This window comes from Paracoccus sp. FO-3, from assembly GCF_006386455.1.
Taxonomy (GTDB): domain Bacteria; phylum Pseudomonadota; class Alphaproteobacteria; order Rhodobacterales; family Rhodobacteraceae; genus Paracoccus; species Paracoccus versutus.
The window spans coordinates 1-23,917 of record NZ_VCBQ01000025.1; the positions used below are offsets into that span (position 1 = coordinate 1).

At 69.7% G+C, this 23,917-nt stretch carries 24 protein-coding genes; 11 read left to right on the forward strand and 13 right to left on the reverse strand.

What is annotated here, in order from left to right:
* Positions 1-467 precede the first annotated feature (467 nt).
* The 4 genes from FE811_RS09155 to FE811_RS09170 all read left to right on the forward strand — a co-directional run bounded on the left by FE811_RS09155 (position 468) and on the right by FE811_RS09170 (position 4,667).
* Positions 468-1,676 (forward strand): MFS transporter, encoded by a 1,209-nt coding sequence (locus FE811_RS09155; protein ID WP_166435379.1) that lies wholly within the window; start codon positions 468-470, stop codon positions 1,674-1,676.
* Between the two features lie 80 nt (positions 1,677-1,756).
* Entirely contained in the window at positions 1,757-2,677 is a 921-nt protein-coding gene (locus tag FE811_RS09160; protein WP_036760353.1) for a LysR family transcriptional regulator, read from the forward strand.
* Between the two features lie 178 nt (positions 2,678-2,855).
* Positions 2,856-3,878 (forward strand): TRAP transporter substrate-binding protein DctP, encoded by a 1,023-nt coding sequence (dctP, locus tag FE811_RS09165; protein WP_166435380.1) that lies wholly within the window; start codon positions 2,856-2,858, stop codon positions 3,876-3,878.
* 3 nt (positions 3,879-3,881) lie between these two features.
* A complete protein-coding gene (locus FE811_RS09170) occupies positions 3,882-4,667 on the forward strand; it encodes an enoyl-CoA hydratase/isomerase family protein (RefSeq protein WP_116220633.1) in 786 nt (261 codons plus the stop codon).
* Here FE811_RS09170 and FE811_RS09175 read toward each other — a convergent pair.
* The 3 genes from FE811_RS09175 to FE811_RS09185 form a co-directional block, all read right to left on the reverse strand.
* A complete protein-coding gene (locus FE811_RS09175) occupies positions 4,657-5,334 on the reverse strand; it encodes a TetR/AcrR family transcriptional regulator (RefSeq protein WP_116220634.1) in 678 nt (225 codons plus the stop codon). The two genes, FE811_RS09170 and FE811_RS09175, sit on opposite strands and share 11 nt — an antisense overlap.
* A gap of 157 nt (positions 5,335-5,491) precedes the next feature.
* Positions 5,492-6,454: a LysR family transcriptional regulator gene (locus FE811_RS09180; protein ID WP_140847267.1), complete on the reverse strand. Its 963-nt coding sequence runs from the start codon at positions 6,452-6,454 to the stop codon at positions 5,492-5,494.
* Between the two features lie 75 nt (positions 6,455-6,529).
* Complete coding sequence (locus FE811_RS09185; protein WP_116220635.1) at positions 6,530-7,468, reverse strand: AraC family transcriptional regulator; 939 nt, start codon at positions 7,466-7,468, stop codon at positions 6,530-6,532.
* Positions 7,469-7,619: 151 nt separating this feature from the next.
* Between FE811_RS09185 and FE811_RS09190 the strand changes: the two genes are divergently transcribed.
* From FE811_RS09190 to FE811_RS09200, 3 genes are read left to right on the forward strand one after another with little or no spacing between them, the layout of a single operon-like run.
* Positions 7,620-8,393 carry an SDR family NAD(P)-dependent oxidoreductase gene (locus FE811_RS09190; protein ID WP_114536659.1) on the forward strand — a complete coding sequence of 258 codons (774 nt, stop codon included), beginning with the start codon at positions 7,620-7,622 and terminating at the stop codon, positions 8,391-8,393.
* Positions 8,394-8,407: 14 nt separating this feature from the next.
* Entirely contained in the window at positions 8,408-9,274 is an 867-nt protein-coding gene (locus FE811_RS09195) for an oxidoreductase (RefSeq protein WP_116220636.1), read from the forward strand.
* A gap of 60 nt (positions 9,275-9,334) precedes the next feature.
* Positions 9,335-10,195, forward strand: coding sequence for an oxidoreductase (locus tag FE811_RS09200; RefSeq protein WP_036760371.1), 861 nt, complete (start codon positions 9,335-9,337; stop codon positions 10,193-10,195).
* Positions 10,196-10,347: 152 nt separating this feature from the next.
* Here FE811_RS09200 and trxB read toward each other — a convergent pair whose 3' ends face one another.
* The 7 genes from trxB to FE811_RS09235 form a co-directional block, all read right to left on the reverse strand.
* Positions 10,348-11,295, reverse strand: coding sequence for a thioredoxin-disulfide reductase (gene trxB, locus FE811_RS09205; protein WP_116220637.1), 948 nt, complete (start codon positions 11,293-11,295; stop codon positions 10,348-10,350).
* Positions 11,292-12,719 carry an L-seryl-tRNA(Sec) selenium transferase gene (selA, locus tag FE811_RS09210; protein WP_116220638.1) on the reverse strand — a complete coding sequence of 476 codons (1,428 nt, stop codon included), beginning with the start codon at positions 12,717-12,719 and terminating at the stop codon, positions 11,292-11,294. The genes trxB and selA overlap by 4 nt, the downstream gene beginning before the upstream one ends.
* Positions 12,720-12,796: 77 nt before the next feature.
* Entirely contained in the window at positions 12,797-14,278 is a 1,482-nt protein-coding gene (locus FE811_RS09215) for a 5-methyltetrahydropteroyltriglutamate--homocysteine methyltransferase (RefSeq protein WP_116221661.1), read from the reverse strand.
* A gap of 51 nt (positions 14,279-14,329) precedes the next feature.
* A complete protein-coding gene (locus FE811_RS09220; RefSeq protein WP_140847270.1) occupies positions 14,330-15,901 on the reverse strand; it encodes a hypothetical protein in 1,572 nt (523 codons plus the stop codon).
* Between the two features lie 9 nt (positions 15,902-15,910).
* Complete coding sequence (locus FE811_RS09225) at positions 15,911-16,417, reverse strand: hypothetical protein (protein ID WP_116220640.1); 507 nt, start codon at positions 16,415-16,417, stop codon at positions 15,911-15,913.
* 1 nt (position 16,418) lies between these two features.
* Complete coding sequence (locus FE811_RS09230) at positions 16,419-16,781, reverse strand: DsrE family protein (protein WP_116220641.1); 363 nt, start codon at positions 16,779-16,781, stop codon at positions 16,419-16,421.
* Positions 16,782-16,810: 29 nt separating this feature from the next.
* Complete coding sequence (locus FE811_RS09235) at positions 16,811-17,041, reverse strand: sulfurtransferase TusA family protein (RefSeq protein WP_036760382.1); 231 nt, start codon at positions 17,039-17,041, stop codon at positions 16,811-16,813.
* A 322-nt stretch (positions 17,042-17,363) separates the two neighbouring features.
* On the opposite strand from FE811_RS09235, the gene FE811_RS09240 reads away from it, so the two are divergent.
* Positions 17,364-18,566 carry an aminotransferase class V-fold PLP-dependent enzyme gene (locus tag FE811_RS09240; protein WP_116220642.1) on the forward strand — a complete coding sequence of 401 codons (1,203 nt, stop codon included), beginning with the start codon at positions 17,364-17,366 and terminating at the stop codon, positions 18,564-18,566.
* Between the two features lie 126 nt (positions 18,567-18,692).
* Here the strand turns inward: FE811_RS09240 and FE811_RS09245 are convergent, their stop codons facing one another.
* Entirely contained in the window at positions 18,693-19,799 is a 1,107-nt protein-coding gene (locus FE811_RS09245) for a transglutaminase-like domain-containing protein (RefSeq protein ID WP_116220643.1), read from the reverse strand.
* A 403-nt stretch (positions 19,800-20,202) separates the two neighbouring features.
* Here FE811_RS09245 and FE811_RS09250 point away from each other — a divergent pair, with 403 nt between their 5' ends.
* Genes FE811_RS09250 through FE811_RS09260 form a run of 3 tightly spaced genes read left to right on the forward strand, consistent with a single transcriptional unit; the run spans position 20,203 to position 21,803 of the window.
* A complete protein-coding gene (locus FE811_RS09250) occupies positions 20,203-20,490 on the forward strand; it encodes a hypothetical protein (protein WP_116220644.1) in 288 nt (95 codons plus the stop codon).
* A gap of 39 nt (positions 20,491-20,529) precedes the next feature.
* Complete coding sequence (locus tag FE811_RS09255) at positions 20,530-20,772, forward strand: hypothetical protein (RefSeq protein WP_036753484.1); 243 nt, start codon at positions 20,530-20,532, stop codon at positions 20,770-20,772.
* Positions 20,769-21,803 carry a hypothetical protein gene (locus FE811_RS09260; RefSeq protein WP_116220645.1) on the forward strand — a complete coding sequence of 345 codons (1,035 nt, stop codon included), beginning with the start codon at positions 20,769-20,771 and terminating at the stop codon, positions 21,801-21,803. The genes FE811_RS09255 and FE811_RS09260 overlap by 4 nt, the downstream gene beginning before the upstream one ends.
* A gap of 100 nt (positions 21,804-21,903) precedes the next feature.
* Here FE811_RS09260 and FE811_RS09265 read toward each other — a convergent pair whose 3' ends face one another.
* Together FE811_RS09265 and FE811_RS09270 are read right to left on the reverse strand one after the other, a co-directional pair.
* Complete coding sequence (locus tag FE811_RS09265; RefSeq protein WP_036753478.1) at positions 21,904-22,893, reverse strand: LysR family transcriptional regulator; 990 nt, start codon at positions 22,891-22,893, stop codon at positions 21,904-21,906.
* A gap of 69 nt (positions 22,894-22,962) precedes the next feature.
* Positions 22,963-23,736, reverse strand: a complete 774-nt coding sequence (locus tag FE811_RS09270; RefSeq protein WP_116221662.1) for an SDR family oxidoreductase — start codon at positions 23,734-23,736, stop codon at positions 22,963-22,965.
* Positions 23,737-23,917 lie beyond the last annotated feature (181 nt).

Sequence of the window (23,917 nt, forward strand, 5' to 3'; positions counted from 1 at the left end):
TGAGCCTGGTGATGCATCGCGCCGCACCGCAGGTGCGGCGGCATCGAGGACGCAGGCATGGAAAACCCGCGCGCCAATTGCCGGCGGCGCCATTGTCTTTTTGCAGCGTGGTGATTTATCCGGCGATGCCGGCGGTCATCGCATTCAAGGATTATAATGTTGATGCGTGGCCATGTTTCCCCCGTTGGCGGCTGTCGCCGTTGTTATTCTTCGCGAATCTGACGGACGCGTTCTTTCCTGATAGGCGGGCGGGGGAATTGGCGTCAAACCAAACCTGCCTTTTACCGGGCGGGTCAAAGCCGTCCCCTATTCGACCCATAGGGCGCGGCTATCCGCAAGCCGGCGGATTCGGGAATAGCCAATGCCTATGCGCCCGCCGCGCTTTCCGATGCATGAAAAAACCCGCTGTAACCTTGGGGCGGGGCGGAAAAGACTGGGGCGACGAACCTTGGATATGCGGGCGAAAGATGGACGGCAGCACCTCCAGCACGAACCCTGTCGCTGCCGGCGCGCCGATGCGCCCGGCAGCGGATCCGCCGCCTGCCGCGCATCTTCACGCGACCTTCCTGATTGCCGGATTGTGCTGTTCGACGCTGATGACGGCCCGGCTGGTATTGCCCAGCATGGCGCTGGAGCAGGGCGCGGGGGCTGCGCTGACGGGATTGCTGGCGGCGCTGTTCACGCTGGCGCCGATGCTGCTGAACCTGCGCTTCGGCCGCTGGGCCGATCGCGTCGGCACCCTGCGGCCGGCCATGGTCTCGGCGGGGCTGATCGCGGGGGCAAGCATTCCCGGACTGCTTCGGCCCGGACTGGCGCAGCTGCTGCTGGCGGCGGGGCTGATCGGGGCGGGCACCATGTTCGCCCATGCGGTCGCCACCCGCGCCGTGGCCCAGTCCAGCCCGACCGAGGCGGCCAGGGCGCGCAACCTGGGCACCATGTTGCTGTTCTATGCGCTGTTCCAGTTCCTGGGCCCCATCGCCGGGGCCGTCGCCCTTGAGCAGGGCGGCGCAAGGCCGGCCCTGGCCGTCACCTGCCTGCCCGGCGCGCTGGCGCTGCTGCTGCTTGGCCGGGGGCGGCATGTCTTTCGCGGCCCGGCGGGGGCGACGCGCGCCATGCCGCGGCGGCGGGGCGACCTGGTGATGCTGCCGGACTTGCGGCGCTGGCTTGTGACCGGCAGCATGTTCGGGGCGGTGCTGACCGTCTATCCCTTCGTCGTCTCGGTCCATGCCGCCATGATCGGCCTGTCCACGACGCAGGCCAGCCTGGTGCTGGGCGCCTGTTCGGCGGGCACCATCGTCGCGCGGCTTTGCGTGGCGCCCGTCGTGCGGCTGGTCCGGTTGCCGCTGGCGCTGGCGGCGGCGCTGATGCTGGGCGCGCTGGTCTATGCGCTGCTGCCCGCCATGACGGGCCTTGGCCTGTTCCTGGCGGGCAGCGCGGTGCTGGGGCTGTCGCTGGGCATGGGAGTGCCCATCGCGCTGAGCCTGCTGATGGGCACCACGCCCGAAGGGCGGGCCAACGAGACCATGGGCCTGTCCATGACCCTGACCAATTTCATCCAGACGCTGTTGCCGCTGCTGCTGGGCACCACGGGCGAGCATCTGGGCGTGGCGGGCATGGTCTGGGCCATGGCCGCGGGCATGGCGGCATGCGCGGTGCTGGCCGCGCGCGGGCGCTAGGGCGGGCCGCGCGTGTTGACAGCCGGCGGGTGCGGCGCGATACCCGGACGCAGAAAATCCCCGGTTCCGCGCGGTATTCCATGGCCTTCAATCGCCTGCACCTGATCCGACAGGTCGATCTGTTCTCGCTGAAGCTGTTTCTGTCGGCGGTCGAGGAGCGACAGATCGGCCGCGCGGCCATGCGCGAGAACATCTCGGCCTCGACCGCGACGAAACGGATCCAGGATCTCGAGGAGATCGCCGACGTCAAGCTGTTCGAGCGGACTCCCTCGGGGGTGGTGCCGACCCCGGCGGGGCGCGTGCTGGAACGCTACCTGCGCGCGATCTTCGGCCAGCTGGACGATCTGCGCAACGAGATCTCGGCTTTCTCGGAAGGCGTGCGGGGCGATCTGGTGGTCGCCTCGGCGCGTTCGATCATCGCGCCCTTCCTCGCCAAGGAACTGGGCGATTTCAGCCGCGAGTTTCCCATGGTCGACCTGGTCGTGCAGGAGGTCGAGAACGCCCGCATCGTGCAGGCCGTGCTGGGGGGCGAGGCCGAGATCGGCGTCTTTGCCGCCGCGGCCGGGCTGGATCTTTCGGGCGCCGACGTGGTGCCCTATCGCGAGGACCGCATCGTCGCCGTGGTGCCGCGCGACCATGCGCTGGCCGGGCGCGAGTCGGTGCGGTTCAAGGACCTGATCGCGGAACGCTTCATCCCGGTGGCCGGCCTGCGCGAGGCGCTGGAGGCGGCGGCGGCCCGCAACCATGTCGAGTTCGCGCCGAAATACATGGTGCGCAGCGGCGGGGTGGCGACCAGCCTGGTGCAGGCCGGGCTGGGCGTGACCATCCAGCCCGAATGCCTGATCTATCGCGACATGCTCGACCAGGTCGCGGTCGTGCGGCTGGACGAGCCCTGGGCCAAGCGCCAGATCCTGATCGCCACCGCCCAGGGCAGGGTGCCGGGGCGCGCGGCCTCGGTGCTGATGGCGCAGCTTCTGGATCGCCCGCCCGCCTCGGCCTGATCGCGGCCTGGTCGGGGCCACAGGTTTTTCCGATAGCCTGCATCGCTTCGGCCTGCCGAGATTGTTCTGGCCTGCCGCCCGGCATTTGCATGAAAATCGGTGGCGATACCAGACGCAGGGACGGGATCGGCCCCTGCGCGTGAAAATCGCGATGATCCGCGAAATGGGAGGAAACGACATGAAACCGATCAGCCTGGCGCTGGCCGCCGCTTTCGGCCTAGCCACGATGGCGCAACCCGGCGCGGCGCAGGATGCCGTGCATCTGAAGCTCGCCCATGGTTATCCGGCGACGCATTTCCTGTGGGAACACGGGGTGGCGCGCTTCGTGGACCGCGTGGCCGAGCAGACCGGCGGCAAGGTGACGTTCGAGGTCTTTCCCAACAGTCAGCTGGGCAAGGACCAGCTTGCGCTGCTGTCCAGCGGGCTGGCCGATGTCGCGCTGCTGACCCCGGCGATCGCGGGCGGAAAGCTGCCCCTGACCTCGGTGACCGAGCTTCCCGGCCTGTTCGGCACCTCTTGCGAGGCGACCCGGAAGTTCTCGGAAATCGCCAAGGAGGGCGGGCCGCTCAACGAAGCCGAATACAAGCCGCTCAAGCTGCATGTGCTCTATGTGCTGACCGTCCCGCCCTATACGGTCATCACCACGAAAAAGCCGGTCGCCTCGCTTGCCGACATGTCGGGGCTCAAGATCCGGGTGGCGGGCAACGCCATGACCAAGACCGTCGGCGCGCTTGGCGGCGTGCCGGTGCAGATCCCCGGCCCCGAGATGTTCGACGCCCTGACCCGCGGCACGGTCGATGGCGCGCTTTATTCGCACATGGCGCTGCCCTCGCTGAAGCTCGATCAGCTGTTCAAGTATTCGGTCGGCGGCATGTCGCTGGGCGGCGGCAGCGTCGTGCTGGCCATGTCGGACCGGGCCTGGGAAGCGCTGCCCGAGGATGTGAAGGCCGCGATGAACGAGGCCGGCCCGATCACCGAGATCGAAAGCTGCAGCTGGCAGGACGAGCAGGAGGCGAGCTTCAGCAAGGAGCTGGCCGAAGAGCGCGACTGGCAGATCGCCACGCTTTCCCCCGAGGAAAAGGCGCAATGGGAGGCGCGGATCACCGAGGTCGCCAAGGACTGGGCGGCCGAGATGGAATCCACCGGCAAGCCCGGCGACGCCATCCTCGAGGCGTTCCGCAACGCCAAGGGGACCGAGTAGGCCGTGGCGCCGCCCGTGCTTTCCGTCGGCCGCGCCGGCGCCGTGGGCGTCCTTGAACTGGCCCGCCCGGACAAGTTCAACGCCATCACCCACGAGGTGTTTCGCCTGATGGCCGAGGCGCTGGACGCCTTCGAGGCGGAAGGCTCGGGCATCCGCGCGGTGCTGGTCTGCGCGCAGGGCCGGCATTTCTGCACCGGCGGCGACCTGGCCGAAGCGCAGTCGATGGAGGGCGACCCGGCGGCGCTCGCGCGCTACCTGGAGGACATGAACCGGGGGCTGTGCCGGCTCGAGGCCAGCCTGCTGCCGGTCGTGGTGGCCTGTCAGGGGCTGGCGCTGGCGGGCGGGCTGGAGCTGGCGCTTTGCTGCGACGTGGTCTTTGCCGCCGGCGATGCCCGTTTCGGCGACCAGCATGCGCAATACGGGCTGGTGCCGGCCTGGGGCGCGACCCAGCGCCTGCCGCGGCTGGTCGGCATGAAGCGGGCGCTGGACCTGATGTATTCCGGCCGCTGGATCGACGCGGCGACCGCCGAAGGCTGGGGCGTGGTGAACCATGTCGTCGCGGCAGAGGGGCTGCGCCAGGCGGCGCTGGACTATTGCGCGGATCTGGCGGGGAAAAGCCGGCCCGGACTGCGCGCCATGAAGGAGCTGGCGCGGGCCTCGGAAAGCCTGCCGCTGGAGCAGGGCTTGCGCTCCGAACAGGCCAGGGTGGTCGCCGTCATGCAGGGCCCGGACCCGCAAGAGGGGATCGCGGCCTTCCTGGAAAAGCGCGCGCCGCGCTTTAGCGGCTGACCAGCGCGCCGGGGTGTTCCGCCCTGGCGCCGCCCTGCCCCTGCCGCCCCAGCCCGCCGTCCAGGCAGGTCGTTATGATGAGATGGCAGACATCGTCGATGCTCATGCGGCTGGGGCGATACCATTCGATGCTGCGGCTCATCGTGCCGATCAGGAAGGGCACCACCAGGCGAATGTCCATGTCGTTGCGAATCTCGCCCTCGCGCATGCCTTCGGCGACAAGGTCGTGCCAGATCCGGGCATAGGCGCGGCGCTCCTCGCGCTTGCGGCGCTTGAGCGTCGGCGGCAGATGCTCCCACACGCGCATGAACGAGGCCGAGTTGTTGTCGCCGGACAGGAAGGCGGTGATATGCGCCCGCATCGCTGCTGCGATCCGGTCCCGCACCGGCGCCGAGGCGCCCAGTTCCGCCACCGCCTGCGTCACCGCATCCGAGACCATGGCGATGCTGGCGCTGAGCAATTCGTCGAGGATCTGTTCCTTGGACTTGAAGTGGTAGTAGAAGCTTCCCGCCTTCATGCCCACGCGGTCGGCCAGTTCCCGCAGGTTGCATTCGCCATAGCCCTTTTCGGCGAAAAGCCGGGCGGCGGCGGCCAGGATCTCGCCCCGAGTGGTCTCGGCCTTGCGGGGCTTCGGACGGCGCTTTGGTTCGGGGGGCGTTTCCGGCATGGTCCTGGCTTTGCTTGTCCTGTTCGGCCCTATTGATCAGCCGCGCGGAAACGGGTTTGTCAACCGCGGTCGTTGCGCCTTGGCATAGGCGTATCCTATGGCCGCGGCGGATCGCGCCGCCGTCGCGGGCCCAACCCGGCCGCCTGCCCCGATCAGCTCATCCCTGGCGGCTTCTTGCGGCGGGGTCGGGTCGCCGCTGGGCATCCACGCCGCGCGCGCCGACCCACACGCCGGTCGCGATCAGCTGCTCGACCTCGGCGCGCAGCAGATCCTGCACCGATTGCGCGGCCCGGCCCAGCGGCCGGGCGGCGTTCCAGGCCAGGTTGGCGCGCCGCCACAGCCGGGGTCGCGCAAAGCGGCGCACGGACACCAGGCCCTTCGCCGCCTCTTCGGCCACCGCATGCCAGGGCAGGACCGAACAGCCATAGCCATCCGCCACCAGCCGCTTGATGCAGGGATAGGAGTCGATCTCGATGGCGGGATCGACCTGCAGGCTCTCGGCGCGCAGGCTGTGCTCGACCATGCGGCGCAGGCCGTGGGCCTCGCTGGGCAGGATCAGCGGGCTGTCCGCCAGGATCGCCAGCCCCGCCTCGTCCGCCGGCGCGCCCGGCGGGGCAAGCAGGACCAGTTCTTCCTCGAGCAGGGGGGACGAGCGCAGGCCGGCTTCCCCGATCTCGCCGTAAAGCACGCCCAGTTCGATCCTGCCCTCGCGCAGCCAGTCGCGGACAAAGCCGCTCATCGCCTCGGCGACGACGATCTTGATGCGCGGATATTGCGCGCGCGCCCTGGCGATCAGCGGCACCGACAGGATCACGCTGATCGTGCCCGGCAGGCCGATGCGCACCACCCCCGAAGGCTGGTCGCCCAGGCCCCGCAACTCTTCCTCCAGGCTGTGCATCTCGGCCAGCAGGCCCCTGGCCCGCGCGGCCAGATGCAGCCCCGCCTCGGTCGGGGTCACGCCGCCTGCGCTGCGCAGCAGAAGCGTGGTGCCCAGTTCCTCTTCCATCTTGCGCACATGCAGCGACAGGGCCGGCTGGGCGACGCCCAGGCTGGCCGCGGCGCGCGAAAACGCGCCCTCGTCCACGATGGCAACGAAATAGCGCATTTGTCGCAGATCCACGTCGGCCTCATCGGTTGGCGGCTGGCGGGCATAGAAGCATGTCTTGCGCCGGATGGCGAGGCGGGGGCGGCCGCCTCAGCGCGGCATCCCGGCGGCGGCCGGGGCTGCCGCCTGCCGCCGATACTGCGTGGGCGAGCAGGCCATGATCCGCTTGAACGCCGTGCTGAACGAGCTTTCGGATTCGTAGCCCAGCGAAAAGGCGATGGCGGCGACGTTCTCGTTGCCGCTGCGCAGCCGGTCCGCCGCCATCAGCATCCGCCAGCGCGCCAGGTAGTCCATGGCCGTGCTGCCCACCAGCGCCTTGAAGCGCTGCGCAAAGACGGTGCGCGAGATCCCGGCGACGCGCGCCAGGTCCTCCAGCGTCCAGCGGCGGGCGGGCTGGGCATGGATGGCGGCGATGGCGGGGCTGATCTGCGGATCGGTCAGCGCCAGCAACCATCCCGGCGGCAGTTCGGTGGCGCTGTCCAGGAACAGCCGCAGCACCTGGACCAGCATCAGATGCGCCAGGTGGGTGGACATCAGCGCGCTGCCCGGCTGCCGGCCGCGCAGCTCGGCGGCCCATTGATCCAGCAGCCAGCGCAGCACCTCGGCCTGGGCCGAGGCCCTGGGAATGTTGACGATGGGCGGCAGCGCGTCGAACAGCACGGCGGCATGGCTGCCGGAAAAGGAAAAGCGGCCGCTGATCAGGAACACCTCGCCACCGCCGTCATGGACGGCGATCCCGTCGCGGGCGGCCGCCTCGAGGATGGCCTTGCCGCTTGCCGCCGGCAGGGCGAGGTCGGAGGACAGCACGAAGCCGTGGCCGCTGTTCAGCAGGAAGCAATCGCCCTCGTTCAGGCGGATCGGCTGTTGCTGCCCCTCGACCACGCCCCAGCAGCCGCCGCGCATGACGGCGGTGAACTTGATCCCCGCGTGCGGGGGGAAGGCGAAGGACCAGTCCCCTGCGGCATCGAAGCCGGCATAGAACTGACCTTGCGGCCGCAGCAGCGACAGCACGTCCGAAAGCGGGTCCATCCTGAAATCCGTACGATCGAATAAGAATAGCGGACTTTCTAGCATGGGTCGTTCGCAGATCAATCCCTATCTATGCCCTCGACCGAACGCCTTGCGCGTTCAGCCGCCCGTGGATGGGCGGTCCGGTCCCGTCATTCAAAGGAAAACCGACATGAAACGCTTGCAGGACAAGGTCGCCATCGTCACCGGCGCGGGCAGCGGCACCGGCATGGGCGCGGTGATCGCCCGCGTCTTCGCCGAGGAAGGCGCGACCGTCGTCGTGACCGCCAATGCCAACCGGCAGGAGAACATGGACCGGCTGGTCGCCGAGATCACGGCCAAGGGGCAGCGCGCCTCTGCGGCGGTGCTGGACGTGACGCGGCAGGACCAATGGGCCGCGGTCGTGGCCGATACCATCGACCGCCATGGCCGCATCGACATCCTGATCAACAACGCCGGCACGCCGGGGCCGCGCGACGGCAGCTGGGACAAGGCCACGGCCGAGGATTTCCACCATGTCATCGACGTGAACCTGAACAGCCAGTTCTACGGCATCAAGGCCGTCGCGCCGCAGATGGAGCGGCAGGGCGGCGGCGCCATCGTCAACATCTCCTCGGCCGCGGGCATCATCGTGTTCCCGGACGTGCCACCGGGCTACAGCGCCTCGAAAGGGGCAAGCCGCCACCTGACCAAGGCCGCGGCGGTGGATTTCGCCCGCCGCGGCATCCGCGTCAACGGCATCTATCCCGGCCTGATCGACACGCCCATGGCCACCCATTTCACCGAAGACCCCGAGATGCTGGAGGGCCTGCTGAGGGGCATTCCCATCGGCCGCGTCGGCACCTCCGAGGAAATCGCCAGGGCGGCGCTGTTCCTGGCCAGCGACGAAGCCTCCTACGTCATCGGCGCCGAGCTGGTGGTCGATGGCGGCCTGACCATCATCTGAGCGAAAGAAAGAACATGAGCTACCAACCGAAAACCTGGCTGATCACCGGCGCCTCGTCCGGCTTCGGCAAGGCGCTGGCCGAGGCGGTCGTCGCCCATGGCGACAATGCGGTGATCACCGCCCGCCGCCTCGACCGGCTGCAAGAGATCGCGCGCGGCCACGAGGATCGCGTGCTGCCGCTGGCCCTGGACGTGACCGATGCGGCTGCGCGCGACAGGGCGGTGGCCAAGACGCTGGCGCGCTTTGGCCGCATCGACGTTCTGGCCAATGTCGCCGGGCGCGGCGTGGCGGGCGCTTGCGAGGAGTTCAGCCTTGACCAGCTGCGCGAGCAGATGGAGCTGAACTTCTTCGCCGCGGCCGAGATGACCCGCGCCGTGCTGCCGCAGATGCGGGCGCAGGGCGCGGGCAACATCCTGACCGTCAGCTCCATCGCCGGGCTGGTGGCGATGAACGCGGCCGGCCCCTATTGCGCGGCGAAATTCGCCATCGAGGGCTGGACGGAATCGCTGGCCATCGAGGCCAAGCCCCTGGGCATCCACGTCACCCTGGTCGAGCCCGGCGCCTTCCGCACCGAATTCGCCGGCGACGCGAACATGCGCCCGGTCCATCGCATCGACGCCTGGCGCCCGATGGTCGAGACCTTCGAGGGCTATCTGGAAAGCTCGGCCGGCAAGCAGATGGGCGACCCGGCGAAGGCCGCGCAGCGGATGCTGGAGGTGGTGGCCAGCGACGCCCCGCCCACGCGCCTGATGCTGGGCCGCGACGCCTGGTCGATCTGGGACGCCACCATCGCCGGGCGCCTGGAAGACATGAACGCCTGGCGCGTGCGCGGCGAGGACACGGCTTTCGACGGTGCCGACGTCGTCGAGATCGCGCTTTAGGCAACTGCGCAACCCGCCGCCCATCGCGGCACTGACAATCTTTTCGTAAAGGACAATGACATGAGCAAGATCTGGTTCATCACCGGCGCCTCCTCGGGCTTCGGCAAGGCGCTGGCCGAGGCGGTTCTGGCGCGCGGCGACAGCGCCGTGCTGACCGCCCGCCGCGCCGCCCCGCTGCAAGAGATCGCGGCCGGCCACGGCGACCGCGCCCTTGCGCTGCAACTGGACGTGACCGACGCCGCCGCCCGCGGCCGGGCGCTGGCGCAGGCGACCGGGCAATTCGGCCGCATCGATGTGCTGGCCAATATCGCCGGCGCAGGCTCCTATGGCGCGCTCGAGGAATTCACCCCCGAGCAGATCCGCGCCCAGATGGAGCTGAACTTCTTTGCCGCCGCGGAACTGTCGCGCGCGGTGCTGCCGCAGATGCGTGCGCGGAAGTCGGGCCATATCCTGAACCTGACCAGCATCGCGGGCCTCGTGGCTTTCCCCGGCAGCGGCCTCTACAACGCGTCCAAGTTCGCGCTGGAAGGCTTTACCGAGGCGCTGCATCACGAGGTCAAGCCGCTGGGCATCCGGGTGACGCTGATCGAGCCGGGTGCCTTCCGCACCGGCTTCGCCGGCAGCGCGGCGATGAAGGCCGAGGGCCGGATCCAGGATTACGCGGCGCTGAATGCGGGGATGGAGGACTATTACGCCACCCAGGACGGCCAGCAGATGGGCGATCCGGTCAAGGCCGCGCAGGTCATCATCGACATGGTGGACGGCGACACGGCCCCGGTGCGGCTGATGCTGGGCGAGGACGCATACCAGCTGTGGGAAGGCGCCGTCGCCTCGCGCGCCCGCGACCTGGCGACCTGGCGCCAGCGCGGCGAGGATACGGCCATTCCCGGCGCGCTGAAGAACACCGCCCAGGCGCTGTAGGATCGGCCCCTGCGCCCAGGGCCCGGCGGATGGCATGACGGACGCCGCCTCCCGCGCGGGGGCGGCGTTCTTGCTGTCCGGCCGCCGGCCGCCGGCGACGGCATCGGCGAAGAAAGCTTCCCGTTGCGCGCCCCGCCGCGGCCCCGTCCGCGTCACATCCCGTCGAGGTAGCGTTCCGCGTCCAGGGCGGCCTGGCAGCCGCTTGCGGCGCTGGTGACGGCCTGGCGATAGATCTGGTCCTGCACGTCGCCCGCGGCGAAGACGCCGGGGATCGAGGTCTGGGTCGCCATGCCGTGCCGCCCGCCCTGGGTGACGATATAGCCGCCGTCCATCTCGATCTGCCCGGCGAAGAGGTCGGTGTTGGGATGATGGCCGATGGCGATGAAGACGCCGTCCACCGCGATCTCGTCGACGGTCCCGTCCGCGGTGCTGCGCAGCCGGACATGGGTCACGCCGCGGTCGTCGCCCAGAACCTCGTCGATCTGGCTGTTCCAGCGCAGGGTGATCTTGCCGGCGGCGACCTTCTCCATCAGCTTGTCCTGCATGATCTTTTCGCAGCGCAGCTTGTCGCGGCGGTGGACCAGCGTGACATGGCTGGCGATATTGGCCAGATACAGCGCCTCTTCGACGGCGGTATTGCCGCCGCCGACCACGGCGACCGGCCTGCCCTTGTAGAAGAAGCCGTCGCAGGTCGCGCAGGCCGAGACGCCGCGGCCCATCATCGCCTGTTCGGACGCCAGTCCCAGGTATTTCGCCGAGGCGCCGGTGGCGATGATCAGCGCGTCGCAGGTGTAGCTGCCATTGTCGCCCTGCAGCCGGATCGGCCGGGCGGCCAGGTCGGCTGCGTTGATGTGGTCGTGGACATAGTCCGTCTCGAAGCGCTCGGCATGTTGCTGGAAGCGGACCATCAGGTCGGGGCCCTGCACGCCCTCGGCATCGGCGGGCCAATTGTCTACGTCGGTGGTGGTCATCAGCTGCCCGCCATGCGCCATCCCGGCGATGAGCATGGGCCTGAGATTGGCGCGGGCGGCATAGATCGCGGCGGTATTGCCGGCCGGGCCCGAGCCCAGGATGATCAGTTTCGAATGGCGTTCCGTCATGGCAGTTCCTTGGTTGGGGTTGGTTCGGCCAGCAGCGCGGCAAGGCCGGGCAGTTGCTCGACCAGCGGCTGCGGATCGTCGAGGCAGCGCAGGTCCAGCCAGACCGCGCCCTCGGCGATCCGCCCGATCACCGGCAGCGGCAGGCGGCGCAGCGCCCGCGCGATCCGCTCGGCGCTGGCGCCCGGCGCGGGGATGCGCAAGGCCAGGCTCGGCAGCTTTTCCAGCGGCAGCGCGCCCGAGCCGATCTGCGCCTGCGAGGCCGCGATCTCGGGCGCATGGCCGGCCGGCAGGGCGGCGGCCAGCGCGGGCAGGATCGCCTGGGCCATGGCCTGCATCTCGTCGGGCCGCCGGGCCAGGTGGCGCAGGGTCGGCAGCCGGTCCGCCAGCCGGTCGGGGTCGCGGTAAAGCGCCAGCGTCGCCTCCAGCGCCGCCAGCCGCACCTTGTCGAGCCGCAGGGCGCGTTTCAGCGGATGTTTCGCGCACCGTTCCACCAGGTCGCGGCGCCCGGCGATGAAGCCCGCCTGCGGCCCGCCGAGCAGCTTGTCGCCGGAAAACGTCACCAGGTCCACGCCCTCGGCCAGCGCGTCCTGCACGCTGCGTTCATGCGGCAGGCCCCAGCGCGACAGGTCGACCAGCGTGCCCGAGCCCAGGTCGTCGACCAGCGGCAAGCCGTGCCTGCGCGCCACCGGCAGCAGGTCCGGGCAGCGCGTCTCATGCGTGAAGCCTAGCACCTGGTAGTTCGAGGGATGCACCTTCAGCAGCAGCGCGGTGTCGGGGCCGATGGCGCCTTCGTAGTCGCGCAGATGGGTGCGGTTGGTGGTGCCGACCTCGCGCAGGCGGGTGCCGGCGCTTTCCATGATCTGCGGCATGCGGAACGAGCCGCCGATCTCGATCAGCTCGCCGCGCGAGACGATGGTCTCGCGCCCCTGGGCCAGCGCCGCCAGCACCAGCAGGATGGCGGCGGCGTTGTTGTTGACGATGCAGGCGGCCTCGGCGCCGGTGATCTCGGCGACCAGCGCCTGCACGGCATCGTCGCGCTGGCCGCGCCGGCCGGCGTCGAGGTCGTATTCCAGCGCCAGCGGCCCGGTCATGGCGCGGTTGGCGGCCTCGACCGCTCGCGGGGCGTAGATCGCGCGGCCGAGATTGGTGTGCAGCACCGTGCCGGTCATGTTGAGCACGCGCCTCATCGCCGGCGCGTTGCGGCTGTCGAGCCTTTCCAGCGCGGCCCCGGCCACCCTCCGGGCGGCGCTTTCCCGGTCCTCGGCCTCTGCGGTGCCGGCCAGAAGCTGCTGGCGGTATTCGTCCAGCAATTCGCGGATGCAGGCCAGGCTGGCGGCATGGCCATGCGCCTCGACGCAGGCGCGGCCGGCGGGCGTTTGCACGATCTCGTGCAGGGGCGGCAGGGTGGAAAGCTTGGATTGCATCTGTCAGTCCTTTGGGTGCCGGGTTGCTGCGGCCATGATGCGCGGCCCGGCGGCGATGCGACAGGGTCTTGGCGAGGTCACCGGAACCTCGCCGCGGCCTGGGCGATGGCGGCGATCTTGTCGCAGGCGAGGTCGCCGCAGCAGATCGGGTTGTCGGCGAAGGTGGCGAAGCCGCAATCTGGATGCAGCAGCACCCGTTCGCGCCCGAAGAGCGCGATGGCGCGCGCGATGCGGGCGGCGATATCGTCCACCGCCTCGGCCGCCTGCAGCTTCTGGTTCAACACGCCCACGCCGATGCGCGCGTCCTCGGGCAGGGCCGTCAGGATCGACATGTCGCCCGCGCGCGGCGTCGCGGCTTCCAGCAGATAGGCGCCCGCGCGGACCTGGGCCAGGGTGTCGATCAACGGCGCATAGCTGCCGCTCAGCGCCACCGACTCGTCGGGGGTCCAGTTGCCGCGGCAGACATGCAGCGCGATGCGGTCGCGGTCGAAGCCGTCGAAGACCGCGTTCAGCAGGTCGCGGGCAAAGCCCAGCTCATGCTCGGGCGCCAGCGTTTCCGACAGCGCGCCGCACATGAAGCTGCGCTTGTTCTTGGCGCCGGAAAAGACCACGTCCGACAGCACCGGCTCGTCGAACTGGATCAGCGCGGCGCCGGCCTCGACCAGCTCGGCCAGTTCCTCGCGCAGGACGCGCACGATGTCGGCGGCGATCTCTTCGCGGCTGGCATAGGCGCGGTCCGAGATGCATTCCATCCACATGGTCCGGGTCAGCAGATAGGGGCCGGGCAGGGCGACCTTGACCGGCCTGTCGGTCAGCGCGCGGGCGAAATCGACCTCATGCGCGACGATGGGGCGGGTGCGGCGCAGCCGGCCGAAGACCGCCGGGTGGCGCACATCGCCGGCGGGGATGTCGAGCGCGCGCAGCTCGGCCTCGAACTCCTCGGGGTGGTCGACCAGGGGCAGCAGGTCGGTCAGCGGGATCAGCTGGCAGTTTTCCAGCCGGGTGGCGACGAAACTGGCATAGCTGTCGCGGCGCTGTTCGCCGTCGGTGACGACATCGGCGCCGGCGCGTTCCTGCGCGGCGACGGCCAGCCGCACCGCGTCGTCTGCGGTCTGGTGAAAGGCGGCCTCGGACAGGCGGCCCTCGACATGGGCGTGCATGGCCTCGACCATCCAGCGCGGCCGCGGCCACGAGCCCATGCCCATCACCGCCAGCGGCGGCACCGGCGGGACGGGGCGCGCTACCCGCGGCGGCAGGGGGGCCGGTTCGGCGGGAACGGCGGGCGGCGGCTCGGCCCGGCGTTCCGACAGCGCGCCCTTGCAGATCAGGAAGGATCGCTGCCTTCCCTCGCGATGGACCGACAGGAACGCGTTGCCGGTCATCCGGCACCAGGCCGGCAGATCCTCGTCGACCGAGATCTCGGTCGAGAGGATCTCCAGCAGGCCGCCGCGCGGCAGCGGGTCGATATGCTTGCGGATCAGCAGCAAAAGGCCGTTGCCGCAATCCAGGTCGCCGCCGTCGAAGGACACGTCGGGCGGCAGCGGATGGGGGGTGGTCATGGGCGGTTCCTCCGGCGAAAGGGGGCCGCCGGCTGCCCGGCGGGCCATGGGTCAGCCGCGGCGGCGGCGGGCCAGTTCATAGCCGATCGCGCCCGAGGCGATCACCGCCACGGCAAGCGTCAGCAACAGCGCGGGCGACAGCGGCGCCCCGGCCGGGACCGGCACCACCGAGGCGGTCATCGGCGCAGCCGCCGGGGCCGGGGCCACGCCGCCCTCGGGCCTGGCCAGCGTTTCCAGCGCGACCTGGGTGCCGTAGCTGCGCGCCAGCAGCACCCGGCCCAGATCCTTGAAGATCGACTGGCCGGTGACGCGGCCCTGTCCCAGCACCAGGTCCACATTGGCGATCTGCGGCCCGCCCAGATCGGCCGAGCGGTTGCCCTGCCTGTCCTCGACATGCCAGGAGGTGACGTGATCGCCCTCGACGCTGTTGACCACGACCTTGAAATAGCCCTCGGGCCCGTCGACGGACTGGCCGGGTTTCAGGCGGATTTCCTGCTTGTTGGTCAGCATGAAGCCGAAGGCGTGGCCGGTCGGGCAGGTCACGGGCCAGACCGCGAAACGCGGGTCGCGGGCGAAATCGGCGCCGTAGTCGAAGGCGAAGGCATCGCCGTAGACCTTGAGACTGACCTTGCCGCCCTCGAACGCCGCGGGCCAGGGCGACAGGAACGCCACCACGTCGCCATGCTCGAACACCAGCGCCTTGCGGGCGTCGTGGTCCTCGATCAGCCGGTCGGACAGCACCGGGCCGAGGGTCTTGGCGGCGACGACCGCGCCGCCCTCGACCAGTTCCACCGTCGCGGTGCCGGCGGCCTCATCCACCGCGGCGACGCGCAGGGTCTGCCCGCCCATGGTCCAGGCGTCGCCCGGCGCGGCGAGGCCCTTGAACACCTCGGTCTCGGCATAGGTCATGCGGTCCATCCGCACCCCGGCCAGCCAGTCGAACACCAGCGCCTCGCGGCTCATCTCGCGCAGCTTGCCCTGGTTGTAGAGCTGGGCGAAGGAATTGCCCCACCAGTTCGGTTCCGTGGTGGAAAAGGCGGGCGAGCCGAAGGCCCATTCCCAGTCGAGGCCGGAAATGGTGCGCACATGCAGGGTGTGGTTCACCATCTGCTCGTGCCCGATGCTGGCGTAGTAGTGATAGACGGTGCCGCCCACCGCCACCGCCTGGCCGGCGGGGATGGTCACGTCCTTCTGCATCACCACGGTCATGTCGTAGTCGATATAGGTCGCGGTCCGGCCCAGGATCGGCACCTTCTCGCCGCGCAGGGCGACCTCGCCGCCCCAGCTGTCCTCCAGATAGGCCAGCCCGCCCGGCGGGATGACGACCTCGCCGTTCTCGACCCGGCTCTGGCGGATCAGCACGCTGTCGTGCTTCAGCGAGCGGCGGTCGAAGTCGTCGAAGGTCTCGAGCCCCTGATGCAACCCCGGCAGGCCCGCGACATAGGCCGGGTTCACCCCGCGCTCGGTCGGCAATGAGAACGGTGGCGGGGCGATCTCGGCCGCGGCCATGGGGTTGGCCAGGGGCCAGCCGTCCCTGGGTGGGATCAGCAGGGCGGAATCCTCGGCATGGACGGGGGTGGCAAGGGCGGCCGCGCAGGCGAGGGAAAGGAAGATGCGTTTCATGGCCATCCCCTATGGATTCACGCGCCGCGCGGGCAGCGCGCAGGATCCGGCCCGGCGCGAGAGGAACAGCATCCCCCAGCCGGTCAGGGCCAGCGTGTTCACCAGCAACAACCATTTCGGCACGCCCGCCAACGCCGATCCGATGACGCCGAGGCCCACCACCGACAGCACCGGGGCAAGGCAGGACACGCAGACCGCGCCAAGCGCCATCAGCCCGCCGCCCGCCGCGATGGCGCCGCCGCCCTTGCGCCCGGTCCGCAGCGCAAAGACGGCGAAGGCCACCGCCACGCCCACCGTGGCCGCCGTCAGATATTCCTGCTTGCGCAGGAAACTGACGGCGAAGGCGCGGTTGCGGTCGAAGGTCAGGGTGCCGGAGGCGACGAACTCTTCCGGCAGGAAGCCGCAGTCGAGCGCGTCGGCGACCGACCTGGGCATCTCGAACAGCAGGAACGACAGGCCGACATAGGCGGCGCAGGCCAGCACGAAGGCCGCGAGCATGGGTTTCCAGCGGGTCATGTCAGTAGCAGATCGAGGGGGCGCCGTCGGACATGAACTCGACCAGCTTGGCACCGCCCACCACCTTGGCCCCCGCGATCAGGCTGTCCTCGTCCAGCCCGCGCTTCTTGAAGCAGGGCGAGCAGACGTAGATCTCGCCCCCGGCCTCGGCAAAGCTGGCCATCAACTCGGCAAGCGGCGCGAAGCCTTCCTCGTGGATGCCGTCGGCATAGCCTTTCTGCGACAGCCGGGTGCCCTCGATGGACAGGAAGACGACGGCCTCCTTGTCCGAGGCGACGGCGGCATTGGCCACCACGAAGCCGACGGTGGCCTTGTCGGTATTGTCGCGGGCGCAGCTGATCGAGACGACGAATTTTCCGGGCATGGGTTTCTCCTGATTGATGCGGGTCGGGTTCAGCTCCAGTCGTCGCGCGACCGGATCCAGAACGAATGGGTGGCCGGGTCGTGGCGCAGCAGGTCGCAACGCGTCATGCGGCACCAGGCGGGAATGTCCTCGGGCGCGCCGGGATCGGTGGCGACGACGCGCAGCACCCGCCCCGGCATCTTGCGCAAGCGGATGCGCAACAGCACCACCAGCTCGCCGCAGCCGAGCGCGCCGGCATCGAAGACGGTTTCGTCGGTCATTCCGGCTGGTCCTCGGCCAAGGCCCGGCTGCCGGATCGGGGCGATCCGGGGTTCGGGGCGGGATGGGGATGATGGAACGGCGCAGGCCGGCCTTTGCGGCACCGCGCGCGGTCAGGGCGTGTCCAGCTAATCCATCTGCAAGGCTCCTCCCTCGCATTGTCGCCTGCAGCTTGGTCGGGCCGGGCAAGGCTGTCAACCAAGGGCACAGCCCCGCCTATGAATGGCATAGGGGCGGCTGTTTGTTGCGCCCCGGCCTTGCGCCGTGGTTGGGTTCATGCATGCCCGCCCGCATCGGCGGGCGCGACCAGGAACGGAGAGACCCATGATCGAGACGCTGGAGCTGCGCGGTGACTTCCCGATCCTTGCGCGCAGGGTGAACGGCAAGCCGCTGTGCTATCTGGACAGCGCCTCTTCGGCGCAGAAGCCGCGGGCGGTGCTGGATGCGGTGATGTCCGCCTATGCCGAGGATTATTCCAACGTGCATCGCGGGCTGCACCACCTGTCCGCCGTGATGACCGAGCGCTACGAATCCGTGCGCGGCATCGTCGCCGATTTCCTGAACGCCGACGAGGACGAGGTGATCTTCACCTCGGGCGCGACCGAGGGGATCAACCTGGTCTCTGCCGCCTGGGCCGCGCCGCGGCTGGGGCCGGGCGACGAGATCGTGCTGACCGCGGCCGAGCATCACGCCAATGTCGTGCCCTGGCATTTCCTGCGCGAACGCCAGGGCGTCGTGCTGAAATGGGTCGATTTCGATGCCGGCGGCTGGCTCGACCCGCAGGCGGTGATCGACGCCATCGGACCGCGGACGCGGCTGGTCGCGGTCACGCAGATGTCGAACGTGCTGGGGGTCGAGGTCGACCTGGCCGCCATCTGCGCCGGCGCGCGGGCGCGGGGCGTGCCGGTGCTGGTCGATGGCGCGCAGGGCGCGGTGCATGCGCCGGTGGACGTAAAGGCCATCGGCTGCGATTTCTATGCGCTGGCGGGGCACAAGCTCTATGGCCCCTCGGGCTCGGGCGCGCTCTGGGTCCGGCGCGAGCGGGCGGCCGAGATGCAGCCCTATCGCGGCGGAGGCGACATGATCCGCGAGGTCACGCGCGAGGCCGTGACCTATGCCGCGCCGCCCCTGCGGTTCGAGGCCGGCACGCCGGCGATCGTCGCCCAGATCGGCCTGGGCGCCGCGCTGCGCTATCTCGGCGGCATCGGCATGGCGCGCATCCGCGCGCATGAGCAGGCCCTGGTCGCCCATGCGCAGGCGGAACTGGCCAAGGTGCCGGGGATCGAGCTGTTCGGCATGGCGCCGGGCAAGGGGCCGCTGTTCTCGTTCCGGCTGGAGCGGGTGGGATCGCCGCAGTGCCTGGCGGCGCTGCTGGACCAGGAGGGCATCGCCGTGCGCGCCGGCTCCTTCTGCTCGCAGCCGCTGATGGCGGCGCTGGGGGTCACGGCGCTGTGCCGCGCCAGCCTGGGCCTTTATACCACGCGCGAGGACATCGACCGGCTTTGCGCCGCGCTCTGCGCCCTGTAGCCATTGGCCCGACATGCCGCTGTGGCGACAGGCGGCGGCGCAGCAAAGCCGAAAGTCGCTGCGCCGCCCCTGTCGCGGCCCCTCGGGCAGGCATCCGGGACCGGAACGCCTGCCCGAGGGGCTTGCTCAGACCTCTTGCGCGGTCATCTCGTAGGAGAATGCCTTGGCGTCCAGCTCGTCCAGCCGTCCCTGGGCGTTCAGGCCCTGCGGATACATCAGGAAGGGCAGGGCCGGGGCGCCGTTCGCGCCGGGCAGGGTCACGTCGCTGGCGGTGTTATAGGCGACCCAGTTGCCTTCCCAATTGCCGAAAAGCGCCGCGTTGACGGGTGCGACCAGCGGGTCGGCCGGATCCTTGATCCAGCGGTCCGTCTCGGCCCGCATCACCTTCAGCACGTCCGCCGGGTCCATCGCCACCCAGCCGTGGCCCGCCAGCCAGACCTCGGCCCGGCAATGCTGCGCGCCGGTCACGTCGGGGCTGTTTGCGCCCAGCTGCTTGTAGCCGAAGGCCGAGGGCGCCACCCGCACGCCGTAGATGTCGCGCGCCGGCATGTCCGAGGCGCGGGCCAGCCCCACGAAAAGCCCGTTCAGGTCGGCGCATTTGCCGCCGAGCCCGGCCGAGGTCAGCGTGGCCTGGATGTCGCCCGGTCCGCAGCCGGGCGTGTCCAGGTTGCGATAGCAATGGTTGACGATCCAGGCATAGATCGCGGCGATTTTCTCGCGGTCGGTGGTGGCGCCCTGGGTGATCTCGCGCGCGCGGTCCAGCACCACGCCGTCCAGCGGCTTGAGGCTGGAGCCCTTCAGCGCGGCTTCCAGCACCGCCGGGTCTTCCTGCACCTCCGAGGTGCGGCTCCAGTCCACGGTGCGGTTGCGGGTCTGGATGCGGCTGACCAGCTCGACCGTGGGCTCGGCGACCGAGGCGTCGAAGCGCGCGTGCAGCATCCGCGCCCCGCTGGCCGGATCGGTGACGAAGGCGGCTTCGCTGGCATTGCCGGTCACGCTGTCGTCCAGCGAGCGCTGGTAGTCCGACTGGGCCGAGGGCACCGGCAGCCAGATCTGCGCGGGGCCCTGCGGCGCAAGCCTGACCCGCGTGCGCAGCTCGAAGCTGCGCCAGTCGCCGGGCGCGGGGGCGAAGCCGCGGGGTTCGGGCGCCGCCCGCAGCAGGCCCGGCACCGCGGGGATCGCGGCGGCGGCCAAGGCGAGTTTCAACATGTTGCGTCGGCTGGTGCTGGGCATGGTCTGGTCCTCTGGTTGCGGGAGGATGCCGGGATGATGCGGGGTGCTGCCGCAACTGCCATCGGAACCTCCGACGTTGCACGGGGTCGCGTTCGGCTGGACAGCCACGACACATGCAGCCTAGTCGGCGGCGGCCGGCACCGTCAACGAATCTGAAGCGGGCCTATGAATGCCATAGGAGCCAGGGGAGGCCGTTCCGGCACGTCGCCGGCCTTGCCCCATGCGAGCGCCCGCGCCGCGCCGACCCAGGGCCGGGCCTGTCCCCCCGCCATGCCTAGGCGCGCCGCGGCTTTGGCATAGGGGGCGCCTATGCGGCCGGGTCGGCGATTGCCTCACGGGCCGTTCTGCCGGATCATCCAGGGCACCAGGGCCATCGCGCCCCCCGCGTTTTCAGGAGGGAACCATGACGGAACGACTGTTTATCCATGATCCGCGCGCCAAGGCCCGCGATGCCGCGGCGCAGCTTTATCCCAAGATCAACGGCTTGCAGGGCAAGACAATGGTGGTGCTGAACAACCACTGGACCTGCATGGACGAGATGATCGACCATCTGGGCGCCGCGCTGAAGTCGCGCTATGGCGTCAAGGACGTGATCCAGTTCGACGTCCCGGTCAGCACCGCCGTCGACGAGGCCGTGATCGCCGAGGCCGCTCGGCTGGGCGATTTTGCCGTCGTCGGCCTGGCCAACTGAGGCTCATGCACGTCGTGGAGTGTCCATGACTGCATCGAATTGACCAAACGCGGAATCCCCTCGGTCGTCTTTGTCACCGAACGCTTCACCGCGCTTGCCAGGATGGCGCGCACGGGACGGGGAATGCCGGATCTGCCCACCATCGTCTTTCCGCTCAACCCGCAATTCTATGCGGAGGGAGAGGTGGCGCGCGTCACCGAAACCATCGTCGAGACCTATGTCGGCCTGATCGCACCGGGCGCTGTCGGGGCGGGGCGGCAAGGCGGGGGAGATACGGAATGAACCAGCAGAACGCCGCCATGATCGAGGCGCCGGCCGATCCGGCCGAGCTGTTCGACACGCTCTATCGCATGGGACTGACCGACGGCATGCCGGTCATCCCGCCCACCGACGACCTGGTGCAGCGGTTCATCGCCGCATCGGGCCGGCCCGGCTCGGACGAGATCGCCGTGATCCCGCCGGCCAACCATCTGGCCACCGTGACCGGGATCGCGGTCAACGCCGTCATGGCCGGCTGCCTGCCGGAATACATGCCGGTGCTGATCGCGGCGGTCGAGGCGCTGGTCGAGCCGCAGTTCAACCTGTTCGGCGTCGCCACCACCACCAACCCGGTCGGGCCGCTGATCCTGGTCAACGGCCCGGTCCGGCAGCAGCTGAACCTGAACTGCGGGCGCAATGCGCTGGGTCCGGGGCGGCGGGCGAATGCCACCATCGGCCGGGCGATCCGGCTGATCATGCTCAACATCGGCGGCGCCATCCCCGAAGAGGTGGACAAGGCCACCCTGGGCCAGCCGGGCAAATACACCATGTGCCTGGGCGAGGCCGAGGAGGAAAGCCCCTGGGTGCCCTTGCATGTCGAGCGCGGCTTCGAGCCGGAGGACAGCACCGTCACCGTGGTCGGCGTGCAGGACATCGGCAACATGTTCGTGTGCTTCCAGCAGGCCGAGAGCATCCTGCGCACGCTGGCCAGCGGCATGGTGTCCTTTGCCGCCAACAACATGCTGCTGGGCGAAGGCAACCCGATCCTGTTCCTCAATCCCGGCCATGCCGACCTGCTGGCCAAGCAGGGCTACGACAAGCCGCGCATCCGCGAGGAGCTGTTCCGCCGCGCCACCTTTCCGGCCAGCGAACTGCCCCAGGAGGTCAGCGCGGTCGAGCAGAACTCGCGCAACATCATCGACGGCAGGAACATGGTCACGGCCAGGGCCGAGGACATCCTGATCGCGGTGGCGGGGGGCCCCGAGGCCTATCACAACTCGTATTGCGCGACCTTCGGCAACATGGCGGTGACGAAGAAGATCCGGCTGCCCTGAACCAGGCGCGGGGTGCGCCCCGGCGCACCCTGACACGTCCCCGAACAAGGTTATGAAAACGTGTCCCTACTGGGCGCGTCCCGGCGCACCCTGACGCGCCTCAGTCGCCGGCCGGTTTCAGCAGCCGCGCCTTCAGGCGATAGCGGGCGATCATCTCGGCCAGCACCGACAGGATCATCCGCTCGACCAGCAGGCTGGCCGAGGAAACCGGCCGATCGCGCCGGCGCAGCAGATAGGCGGTATGGGTTGGCGCCGGCTCGCGGAAGGGGACCAGCACCAGCGTCCCGTTCGCCACCTCCTTGACCACCGCGGCATGGGACAGGACGATATGCGCGCTGGCCCGGCTGGCGAATGTCACCAGGCTCAGCAGCGAATCCAGCTCCAGCAGCGGTTTCAGTTCGCATTTATGCGCCTTGGCCAGGCGATCCAGCATCAGTCGCATCGGGTTCTGCTTTGCCGGCAGGACCAGCGGCAGATCCGCCAGGCGATCGAAGGCGATGGCCTTCTGAGCCAGGCCGTCGATGACCGGGCTTTCGCTCCAGTTGTCCGAGGCGGCGACCAGGAACAGCTCTTCCTCGAAGATCGGCTGCGCGGCGAAGGCGTCGAAATCCGCCCCGCCATAGCAGACCGCAAGGTCCAGCGCGCCGCTGGCCAGCTGCTCCAGCAGGACCGTGGTGGTCGCCTCGGTGATCTGCACGCGGATGTCGGGATGCTCGTGGGCGATGCTGTCGGCCAGCGGCACCGCCATCAGCCCGGTCAGCGTCATCGGCAGGCCGACCGCGATCTCGCGCCGGCTCTGGTGGCCCAGCTTCTGGACCTGCTCCAGCGCGGTGTCGATGGTGTCCAGCACCTGCCGCCCGGTCTCGGCCAGGGTGGCGCCGGCCTCGGTCAGGATCACGCCATGCTTGCCGCGCACCAGCAGCGCGGTGTCGAGATCCTGTTCAAGCCGGGACAGCGCCTCGGACAGCGAGGGCTGGGCGATGCCCAGCCGGGCGGCGGCGCGGGTGATGCTGCCGCATTCCGCCACCATGGCCACGTAGCGCAGCTGCCGCAGCTCCAGCCGCGGCGGCTTGTTGTCCACGGCCGTCATGGCCGGGCATGTCCGGCAAGCGCCGGTATGGCTGGTCGGGACATGCCGCGCCTCCTCCGCCCGCAACGGTCAGGCGAGCATTTGCAGGTCGCCGTCGATGCTGATCGCCTGCCCCGAGATCGAGCGCCCCCGCGGCGAGGCCAGATAAGCGATCATGTCAGCCACCTCCCCGGCCTTCAACATCCTTTTGATCGAGGCATGGGCCAGCCAATCCTGCGCCACCGCCTCGGGGCTGCGGCCCTGCGCCTGGGCATTCGCCGCCAGCACGCGCTGCAGCCGGTCGCCGTCGATGATGCCGGGCAGCACCGCGTTGCAGCGGACCCCAGCCGGTCCCAGCTCGCGCGAGAGCGTGCGGGTCAGGCCCAGGATGCCCGATTTCGCCGCGGCATAGGCCGAGCGGTTGGTAAAGCCGAACTTCCCCGCCGCCGAGGACAGGTTGACGATCGAGCCGTTCGCCGAGCGCCGAAGATGCGGCACGGCAAAGCGGCAGCAGTAATACTGCCCGAACAGGCAGACCCGCAGGCAATGTTCCCAGGCCGCGATCTCGGTTTCCTCGACCGGGGCCAGCGGCCCCGAGACGGCGGCATTGTTGGCGAGACAGTCGAGCCCGCCCATGGCCTGCACCGCCGCGGCCAGCATCCGCTCGACCGATTGCGGGTCGGCCACGTCGCAGGCGCCCAGCGACAGCCCGTCCTGCCGGCCAAGCCGGCCAAGCGCCGCCTCGTCGATGTCGCAGGCATGGACGCGCGCGCCCTCTGCCAGGAAACGGCGCACGATTTCCGCGCCCAGCCCCAGGGCGCCCCCGGTGACGACGACGCGCAACCCCTTGATGTCCAGATCCATTGCCGCCCCTCCCCTCGTCATGGCCCGGTCCCCCGCAAGCCTAGCGGCCTGGCCGTGGCGGGGAATACCGGCGCGGCCCGATGTCGATCATAGGCGGTGCCTATGCAGGTGCTTTCGTCGTAGGTGCGCGCTGGAAATTGCCGCATCATCCCTGCGTCCGGGTGGAGGAGACGCCCGATCG

Coding starts and splice junctions, on each gene's coding strand:
- FE811_RS09245 (WP_116220643.1), bottom strand. CDS start 19,799: ATGCCCAGCACCAGCCGACGCAACATGTTGAAACTCGCCTTGGCCGCC.
- FE811_RS09155 (WP_166435379.1), top strand. CDS start 468: ATGGACGGCAGCACCTCCAGCACGAACCCTGTCGCTGCCGGCGCGCCG.
- FE811_RS09250 (WP_116220644.1), top strand. CDS start 20,203: ATGACGGAACGACTGTTTATCCATGATCCGCGCGCCAAGGCCCGCGAT.
- FE811_RS09185 (WP_116220635.1), bottom strand. CDS start 7,468: ATGGACCCGCTTTCGGACGTGCTGTCGCTGCTGCGGCCGCAAGGTCAG.
- FE811_RS09270 (WP_116221662.1), bottom strand. CDS start 23,736: ATGGATCTGGACATCAAGGGGTTGCGCGTCGTCGTCACCGGGGGCGCC.
- FE811_RS09160 (WP_036760353.1), top strand. CDS start 1,757: ATGGCCTTCAATCGCCTGCACCTGATCCGACAGGTCGATCTGTTCTCG.
- FE811_RS09240 (WP_116220642.1), top strand. CDS start 17,364: ATGATCGAGACGCTGGAGCTGCGCGGTGACTTCCCGATCCTTGCGCGC.
- FE811_RS09225 (WP_116220640.1), bottom strand. CDS start 16,417: ATGACCCGCTGGAAACCCATGCTCGCGGCCTTCGTGCTGGCCTGCGCC.
- selA (WP_116220638.1), bottom strand. CDS start 12,719: ATGCAATCCAAGCTTTCCACCCTGCCGCCCCTGCACGAGATCGTGCAA.
- FE811_RS09265 (WP_036753478.1), bottom strand. CDS start 22,893: ATGACGGCCGTGGACAACAAGCCGCCGCGGCTGGAGCTGCGGCAGCTG.
- FE811_RS09175 (WP_116220634.1), bottom strand. CDS start 5,334: ATGCCGGAAACGCCCCCCGAACCAAAGCGCCGTCCGAAGCCCCGCAAG.
- FE811_RS09200 (WP_036760371.1), top strand. CDS start 9,335: ATGAGCAAGATCTGGTTCATCACCGGCGCCTCCTCGGGCTTCGGCAAG.
- dctP (WP_166435380.1), top strand. CDS start 2,856: ATGAAACCGATCAGCCTGGCGCTGGCCGCCGCTTTCGGCCTAGCCACG.
- trxB (WP_116220637.1), bottom strand. CDS start 11,295: ATGACGGAACGCCATTCGAAACTGATCATCCTGGGCTCGGGCCCGGCC.
- FE811_RS09215 (WP_116221661.1), bottom strand. CDS start 14,278: ATGACCACCCCCCATCCGCTGCCGCCCGACGTGTCCTTCGACGGCGGC.
- FE811_RS09195 (WP_116220636.1), top strand. CDS start 8,408: ATGAGCTACCAACCGAAAACCTGGCTGATCACCGGCGCCTCGTCCGGC.
- FE811_RS09260 (WP_116220645.1), top strand. CDS start 20,769: ATGAACCAGCAGAACGCCGCCATGATCGAGGCGCCGGCCGATCCGGCC.
- FE811_RS09220 (WP_140847270.1), bottom strand. CDS start 15,901: ATGAAACGCATCTTCCTTTCCCTCGCCTGCGCGGCCGCCCTTGCCACC.
- FE811_RS09230 (WP_116220641.1), bottom strand. CDS start 16,781: ATGCCCGGAAAATTCGTCGTCTCGATCAGCTGCGCCCGCGACAATACC.
- FE811_RS09235 (WP_036760382.1), bottom strand. CDS start 17,041: ATGACCGACGAAACCGTCTTCGATGCCGGCGCGCTCGGCTGCGGCGAG.
- FE811_RS09190 (WP_114536659.1), top strand. CDS start 7,620: ATGAAACGCTTGCAGGACAAGGTCGCCATCGTCACCGGCGCGGGCAGC.